The organism is Micrococcus lylae (genome assembly GCF_900163825.1).
GTDB lineage: Bacteria > Actinomycetota > Actinomycetes > Actinomycetales > Micrococcaceae > Micrococcus > Micrococcus lylae.
In genome coordinates this window covers 55,369-62,882 of the sequence record NZ_FUKP01000073.1, presented here as the reverse complement: position 1 = coordinate 62,882, position 7,514 = coordinate 55,369, and the positions used below count along the sequence as shown (strand labels likewise).

7 protein-coding genes are annotated in these 7,514 nt (G+C 72.8%); 2 read left to right on the top strand and 5 right to left on the bottom strand.

Annotated elements, in window-relative coordinates:
* Positions 1 to 87 precede the first annotated feature (87 nt).
* Both FM125_RS11590 and trmB read left to right on the top strand, forming a co-directional pair.
* Complete coding sequence (locus tag FM125_RS11590; protein WP_067189627.1) at positions 88 to 684, top strand: polysaccharide deacetylase family protein; 597 nt, start codon at positions 88 to 90, stop codon at positions 682 to 684.
* Positions 685 to 732: 48 nt separating this feature from the next.
* Positions 733 to 1,692: a tRNA (guanosine(46)-N7)-methyltransferase TrmB gene (gene trmB, locus FM125_RS11585; protein WP_067189629.1), complete on the top strand. Its 960-nt coding sequence runs from the start codon at positions 733 to 735 to the stop codon at positions 1,690 to 1,692.
* A gap of 26 nt (positions 1,693 to 1,718) precedes the next feature.
* Here trmB and FM125_RS11580 read toward each other — a convergent pair whose 3' ends face one another.
* From FM125_RS11580 to dnaK, 5 genes are all read right to left on the bottom strand, one after another.
* Positions 1,719 to 2,807, bottom strand: a complete 1,089-nt coding sequence (locus FM125_RS11580; RefSeq protein ID WP_245232209.1) for an alpha/beta hydrolase — start codon at positions 2,805 to 2,807, stop codon at positions 1,719 to 1,721.
* A gap of 2 nt (positions 2,808 to 2,809) precedes the next feature.
* Positions 2,810 to 3,397: a heat shock protein transcriptional repressor HspR gene (locus FM125_RS11575; RefSeq protein ID WP_067189631.1), complete on the bottom strand. Its 588-nt coding sequence runs from the start codon at positions 3,395 to 3,397 to the stop codon at positions 2,810 to 2,812.
* Entirely contained in the window at positions 3,394 to 4,368 is a 975-nt protein-coding gene (locus FM125_RS11570; RefSeq protein WP_087134745.1) for a DnaJ C-terminal domain-containing protein, read from the bottom strand. The genes FM125_RS11575 and FM125_RS11570 overlap by 4 nt, the downstream gene beginning before the upstream one ends.
* A 134-nt stretch (positions 4,369 to 4,502) precedes the next feature.
* A complete protein-coding gene (locus FM125_RS11565) occupies positions 4,503 to 5,162 on the bottom strand; it encodes a nucleotide exchange factor GrpE (RefSeq protein ID WP_143745350.1) in 660 nt (219 codons plus the stop codon).
* Between the two features lie 190 nt (positions 5,163 to 5,352).
* Positions 5,353 to 7,218, bottom strand: a complete 1,866-nt coding sequence (gene dnaK / locus FM125_RS11560) for a molecular chaperone DnaK (protein WP_087134759.1) — start codon at positions 7,216 to 7,218, stop codon at positions 5,353 to 5,355.
* Between the last annotated feature and the right edge of the window lie 296 nt (positions 7,219 to 7,514).

Here is a 7,514-nt window from a genome sequence, read left to right as displayed (position 1 = left end):
CAAGCAGAAGACGGCATACGTGTTAGGCTCCGGTCTCGTGGGCTCGGAGATGTTTATAAGAGTCAGGGCCCGGTGGACTGCTCGGCCGTGCCCTGCGTGGCCCTGACCTTCGACGACGGCCCGGGCGCCCACACCTCGCGTCTGCTGGACATCCTGGCCGACCACGACGTGAAGGCGACCTTCTACACGGTCGGCCGTCAGATCGAGCAGCGTCCCGGCGTCATCCGGAAGATGGCGGCCGCCGGCCACCAGATCGGCAACCACAGCTATGACCACCCGCAGCTGACTGCCGTCTCCGCGGACGCGGCGCGCCGGCAGATCGCCACCACAGACGCGCTGCTGCGCGCCCAGGGCGTCACCCCGTCCACGGTGCGGCCGCCGTACGGCTCCTACAACACCTCCGTCCTGCAGGTGCTGGGCTCGCTGGGCCACGGCGCCGTGAACTGGAACGTGGACCCCCGCGACTGGCAGGACAAGGACACCCCGACCGTCGTCCAGCGCGTGACCTCCGCGGCCCGGCCGGGCGCGATCCTGCTGATGCACGACGTGCACTCCACCTCCGTGGACGCCGTGCCGCAGATCATCACGACTCTGAAGGCGCGCGGCTACCACTTCGTCACCGTGGACCAGATCACCGGGGGCGTCGCCCCGGGCTCCGCGGTGCACAGCGGCATGCACCCCTGAGGGGACTCCGGTTGGCGGCACCGTGCCCGCACCGGGGAGAATCGGCCCATGACCGAGCAGAACCCCGTGCCCGCCGAGGACCGCGCCCACGTCCATGACCACAACCGGGACAAGGACCCGGAGCTGTTCCGCCGCGAGCCGGTGTCCTTCGTACGTCGCGGCTCCCGCCTGAACCGCTCGCGGCAGGCGGTGTGGGAGCGCATGGCGGACGAGGTCCTCGTGGAGGTCCCCCGATTCCGCGCGGTCACCTCCGTGGCGCGGGACGCTCAGGTGGACTGGGACGCACAGTTCGGCCGCAGCGCCCCGCTGCTCGTGGACATCGGCTCCGGCCAGGGCGAGTCCACCGCGCAGGGGGCGAAGGACCGACCGGACTGGAACGTGCTGGCCGTGGAGGTGTACATTCCGGGCCTCGCCGGGCTGATGGGGCTCGTGGAGCGCGAGGGCCTGACCAACGTGCGCGCGGTGGAGGCCAACGCCCCGGAGCTGCTGGACCACACCATGGAGCCCGGTTCCGTGGACGAGGTCTGGATCTTCTTCCCGGACCCGTGGCACAAGGCCCGCCACCACAAGCGACGACTGGTCTCCACCGCCCTGGCCGAGCGTCTGGCGCGGGTGCTGCGCCCGGGCGGGGTGCTGCGCCTGGCCACGGACTGGTCCGGCTACGCCGTGCACATGCGGGCGGTCATGGACGCCGCCGCCGACTTCGAGAACCCCCATGCCGGCGAGCGCGCGGGCGAGGACTCGCCGCTCACACGCGTCCGGCGCGAGGGCCGTGAGCTCGAGGTGGGAGCGCAGCCCCTGCCCGCCGGCTGGGACGACGCCGAGGCCGGGCAGCGTCCGGCCCGCGCGGGCCTGGGCGAGGCCGTGGTCGCCTCCGAGGCGCAGGACCCGGTGGACCACGTCGGCGGCTGGGCGCCGCGCTTCGAGGGCCGCCCCCTCACGCAGTTCGAGAACAAGGCCCTCAAGGCCGGCCGCCTCGTCTTCGACCTCACCTACGTGCGCCGCTGAGCCCTTCCCGACGCCGGCCGCCCGCCTCAGGCGCGCGGCAGCGGCAGGCCGGTGGTGACGCGGGCCGTGGCCGCAAGGGTGATGGTTCCCGGGTCGCGGTAGCCGCGCGGGGCGTCCTCCCCGGCCTGCGGGCTCCATCGGGAGGTGTCGTGCCCTCGCACGGCGACTCCGTCCAGGGTGCTGCCGTCGGCGGTCCGCTCCACGGCACCGCGGGCTCGGCCCTGCGCACCGGCCGCCGGAGGCTCCACGGGCAGGGTGTGCACGCCGGACCAGGGAAGGCGTCGGCCGCTGAACCGGCCGATCTGCGCCAGCCGGTCCTGCGGTGCCGACGCCTCGTAGACACGGAGCGGGTCCATCCCCATGAGCGCCGGTTCCCGGGCGAGCCGACGCGGCAGGCCGATGGCCCCGGCGAGCACCAGCACGTCCACCGAGGGCACGGCGTCCCCGGCCTGGCGGCGCTGCTGTAGCAGCTCGAGCGCATACGCGGCCACGACCGTGCCGTAGGAGTGTGCCTCCAGCCCGAGGTGCACCTGCGGCACAGCTCCGGGCTGGGCACGGCGCAGCTGGCCCTGGCAGCGCATCAGGTGATCGGCCAGCGCCCGGGCTCCCGTGCGGGCCGGCGAGTCGAACAGGGTGGCCAGGGCGTTCGGGGACCGGTAGCCCAACCAGGCGATCGTCGCCGGACGCGGCGCCCCGGCGGCCCGCTGGGCGGCCCAGAGGTTCCCGGCCTCGTTGACGGCACCCCACATGGCGGTCTCGGGGCGGATGCCCATGCCGGAGACCATCCAGGTCACGTGCGTGGCGGTGAAGGGGTCGCCCACGGCCACCACCGCCACGGGGCCGGTCTTCGGGTCCAGGCTGTACTCGAGCAGCACCCGGTCCGGCAGACAGCGGTCCAGCCCGTCCGGCTTCAGGGCGTGCACCACGCCGTCCAGGGCTCGCCGGGCACGGCGGCCCAGCTCGGGCCGGCGGCGCATGTCGGCGCGCAACCGTTCGCGGAGGGCCGCGAGCCGCTCCGGGGAGAACGGGCCCTGCTCCGGCGAGGCCGAGGCGGAGACGACGGCCGCGCCGGTGGTGCCGGCGCCGTCGTCGGGAAGGGACAGGGGCCCGGCCACGGTCAGTCCTGCGGCGGGGTCCAGGTGAGCACCCGGCGGGTGCGGGAGTAGCCGGTGGGCAGGGCGCGGACCACCGCACCGCGCTGGCGCGGGGTGCCCGTGGTGGGCGCGGGGACGGCGGTGCGGCCGGTGCGGCGCTCTCGGGTGCGCGTCTCGGAGTCGCCGTAGCGGGTGGAGACGTCGCCGCCGGCGCCCACGGTGAAGACGCGGGCCAGACGGGAGGCCTGGTGCAGGCGGTCCACCTGCCCGGCCAGGTCTGCGACGGTGTCCTGGAGCTGCTCCACCTCCCGCTGCAGGTCCACGATCCGGCGGATCCCCTCGAGGGACACGCCTTCGCGGGACAGCGCCTGCACGGTGCGCAGCCGGTCCACATCGGCACGGGAGTAGCGGCGCTGGCGGCCGCCCTGGCGCTGCGGGACCACCAGGCCGAGGCGGTCGTACTGGCGCAGGGTCTGCGGGTGCATGTCCGTCATCTCCGCGGCGGCGGAGATCACGAACACCGGTGCGGTCCAGTCCGCGCCGCGGTGCGCCGCCGCCCGGGCCGCACTCGCGGTGCGGTCCCGGGCGTCGTCACGGTCGGCTGCGCTCACCAGGAGGCCCTCGTCGCCAGGTCGGCGCGCACGTCGGTGCCCTCGGTGGCCCGGGCGAAGGCCTCCACGGCCTCACGCGCCTCGTCCGAGAGGTCGGTGGGCACCGCCACCTGCAGCTCCACGAACAGGTCGCCGGTCTTCTTCTTCGCCGGCACGCCGCGGCCCTTCAGACGCAGCACCTTGCCGGAGCCGGAACCGGCGGGGACCTTCACACGGACCTCGCCGTCCAGGGTGGGCACGGCCACGGTCGCCCCCAGGGCCGCCTCCGCGAAGGTGACGGGCACGGTGATGCGCAGGTCGTCGCCGTCGCGGTGGAAGAACGGGTGCTCGCGCACCTGCACGGTGACCATCAGGTCGCCGCGGCCGGCGGCGCCGGGTGAGCCCTTGCCGCGGACACGGACCTTCTGGCCGTCCCGGATGCCGGCCGGGATGCGCACGTCCACGACCTCCCCGTCCGCGGCGCGCAGGGACACGGTGGTGCCCTTCATGGCGCCGCGGAAGGAGATGGTGGTGGTGGCGGTGCGGTCCGCGCCCTTGGACGGGGACGGCTGGCCGAAGCCGCCGAAGCCGCCCGCGCCGCCGCCGGTGAAGGCGCCGAACAGGTCGGACAGGTCCGGGCCGCCCCCGCCTCCGGTAGAGAAGCGGGTGCCGCCGCGGCCGCCGTTGAACAGGTCCCCGAACACGTCCTCGAAGCCGCCGGTCCCGCCGCCGCCCGGGGCGGTGAAGCGGGCGCCGCCGCCCATGGCGCGCAGGGCGTCGTACTCCTGGCGCTGCTGGGGGTCGGAGAGCACCGTGTTCGCCTCGGTGATCTCCTTGAACTTGCGCTCGGCCTCCGCATCTCCGGGGTTCTGGTCCGGGTGGTGCTTGCGGGCGAGCTTGCGGTAGGCCTTCTTGATGTCCGACTCGGAGGCGTCCTTGGACACCCCGAGGATCGCGTAGAAGTCCTTGTCGATCCAGTCCTGCGAGGCCATCGCCGCCTCCTCTCTGTCAGGTGTGGTGGTTCATCTGCGCCACGCCCGCCGCCGGGCGTCGCCGGTGCCGTGGGCGTCACGGGTGCCGTGGGCGTCGCGGCCGGTGCTGCCGGCCGCGACGCCCACGGCGCAGGTCACTCCGCGCCGGCGGAGACCATGACCTGGGCGGCGCGCAGCACGCGGCCGTTGCGCACATAGCCGTTGCGGAAGACCTGGACGATGTGCTCGGCCGGGACCTCGTCGTTCGGCTGGCGCAGCACGGCCTCGTGCACGGCCGGGTCGAACTCGGTGCCGGCCAGGGACTCCTGGTCGTGACGCTCGAGGCCGAGGCCATTCAGCACGGTGTCCAGCTTCGTGGCGATCGCGGCCATCGGGCCGTCGGCGAGCTCGCCGGCGGCACGGGCGGCGTCCAGATCGTCCAGGACCGGAAGGAGGGACGTCACGGCCTTCAGGACGCCCTGGTCCTTGGCGACGTCGCGGTCGCGGTCCACGCGGCGCTTGTAGTTCACGTATTCGGCCTGCACACGGCGCAGGTCCTCCTCCAGCTCGGCCTCGCGGTCCGAGCCGGCGGGCGCGGCCCCGGCACCGTCGGCGTCCGCGCCGGCTTCCCGGAGGATCTGCTCGGCCTGGGACAGGGCGTCGCCGTCGGTCTGCTCGCCGTCCACCTCCTGCGCTGCGGCGGCCTCCTGCTCGGCGGTCTGCTCTGCGGCGCGGTCGGCGGCCTCGGCGGCCTGTCCGTCCTGCCGGACGTCCTCGGGCTGGGTGTTCTCGTCGGGCTGCTTGTCCTGGCTCATGCCGGGCTCCTCTCATGCGGCCGCGTCCGGTGCGGCCGGAAGTCTGCGTGCCCCTGGTGGGGCGGGGACGACGACGGCGGGTCGGCTCCGCAGCGTCGGGCTGCGGTCTGCCGGCCCGCCGTCGTCGGATGAAGGTCACCGGTCCCGGCCGGCCGTCGGCATCAGGTGCCGCCGGCCGGCCCGCGCCGGATCAGTCCTTCTTCTCGTCGTCCTCGTCGACCACCTCGGCGTCGACGACGTCCTCGTCGGCGCCGTCGGCCTGGTCCGCGCCCGGCTGCTCGCCGGCGGCGGCGCCGTCGGCCTGCTGCTGGGCGTAGAGGGCCTCGCCGATCTTGACCTGGGACGCCTGGAGCTTCTCGAACGCGGCCTTGACCTCGTCATCGTTGTCCTGCTTCTCCAGAGCGGCCTTGAGGGCGTCGACGTCGGCCTGGACCTCGGTCTTCACCTCATCCGAGAGCTTCTCGCCGTTCTCCTTGAGGAGCTTGTCCACGGCGTAGGCCGACTGCTCGGCCTGGTTGCGCTGCTCGGCGGCCTCGCGGCGCTTCTTGTCCTCCTCCGCGTGGGCCTCGGCGTCCTTGACCATGCGGTCGATGTCCTCCTGGGAGAGCGAGGAGCCGCCGGTGATGGTCATGGACTGCTCGGTGCCGGTGCCCTTGTCCTTGGCGGACACGTGGACGATGCCGTTGGCGTCGATGTCGAAGGTGACCTCGATCTGCGGCATGCCGCGCGGGGCCGGCGCGATGCCGGTCAGCTCGAACGTGCCGAGGTTCTTGTTGTCCCGGGTGAACTCGCGCTCGCCCTGGAACACCTGGATGGACACGGACGGCTGGTTGTCCTCGGCGGTGGTGAAGGTCTCCGAGCGCTTGGTCGGGATGGCGGTGTTGCGCTCGATGAGCTTGGCCATCACGCCGCCCTTGGTCTCGATGCCCAGCGACAGCGGGGTCACGTCGATCAGCAGGACGTCCTTGCGCTCACCGGCGAGCACGCCGGCCTGCAGGGAGGCGCCGATGGAGACGACCTCGTCCGGGTTCACGCCCTTGTTCGGCTCCTTGCCGCCGGTGAGCTCCTTGACGAGCTCGGTCACGGCCGGCATGCGGGTGGAGCCGCCCACCAGGACCACGTGGTCGATGTCGCCGACCTTCACGCCGGCCTCGGCGATCACGTCGTCGAACGGCTTGCGGGTGCGCTCCAGCAGGTCCGCGGTGAGGTCCTGGAACTTCGCACGGGAGAGGTGCTCGTCCAGGTGCACCGGGCCCTCCGGGGTCACGGAGAGGTACTGCAGGGAGATGTTGGTGCTGGTCGCGGAGGACAGCTCCTTCTTCGCCTGCTCGGCGGCCTCCTTGAGGCGCTGAAGGGCGATCTTGTCCTTGGACAGGTCGGCGCCCTTGGCCTTGGCCTGCTGCAGCAGCCAGTCCACCACCCGCTGGTCCCAGTCGTCGCCGCCGAGGCGGTTGTCGCCGGAGGTCGCGCGGACCTGGATGGTGGAGAAGTCGTCCTCGTCCTTGCCCACCTCGAGGAGGGACACGTCGAAGGTGCCGCCGCCGAGGTCGAAGACGAGGATGAGCTCGTCCTCCTTGCCCTTCTCGAGGCCGTAGGCCAGGGCGGCCGCGGTCGGCTCGTTGATGATGCGGGACACGTTCAGGCCCGCGATCTCGCCGGCCTCCTTGGTGGCCTGGCGCTCGGCGTCGTTGAAGTAGGCCGGGACGGTGATCACCGCGTCGGTGACCTTCTCGCCCAGGTACTCCTCGGCGTCGTGCTTCAGCTTCATCAGGGTGCGCGCGGAGATCTCCTGCGCCGTGTACTTCTTGCCGTCCACCTCGGTGGTCCAGTCGGTGCCCATGTGGCGCTTGACCGAGGCCAGGGTGCGGTCCGGGTTGTTGACGGCCTGGCGCTTGGCGACCTCGCCGACCAGCACCTCGCCGGACTTGGAGAAGGCGACCACCGACGGGGTGGTGCGTGCGCCCTCGGCGTTCGCGATGACGACCGGGTCGCCACCCTCGAGGACGGCGACCACGGAGTTGGTGGTGCCCAGGTCGATACCCACTGCTCGCGACATCATGTGTCCTTTCGTCGACTGCTGCTCGAGGTGACCGCGGCCGACCGGTGCCGGCCGCCCTTGAGCGTTCTGGACTCAACCTGCCACCGGAGCGGAAGGCCTGTCAAGAAACCTGAGTCACCTCGACTCATGTTCTAGTGTCGTGCAGTACAACCCCACCCCCGGGGACTTCATTCCCGGCGCCTGGTGATCCTCGTCACATCCCTGCCGGACCCGCTCTCGGGCATCTCGCGGGCGCCCTCCCGGGCTTCCCTCGGAAGCGCTCGCGGCGCCCGCGCGGAGCCCTGCCGAGCCCA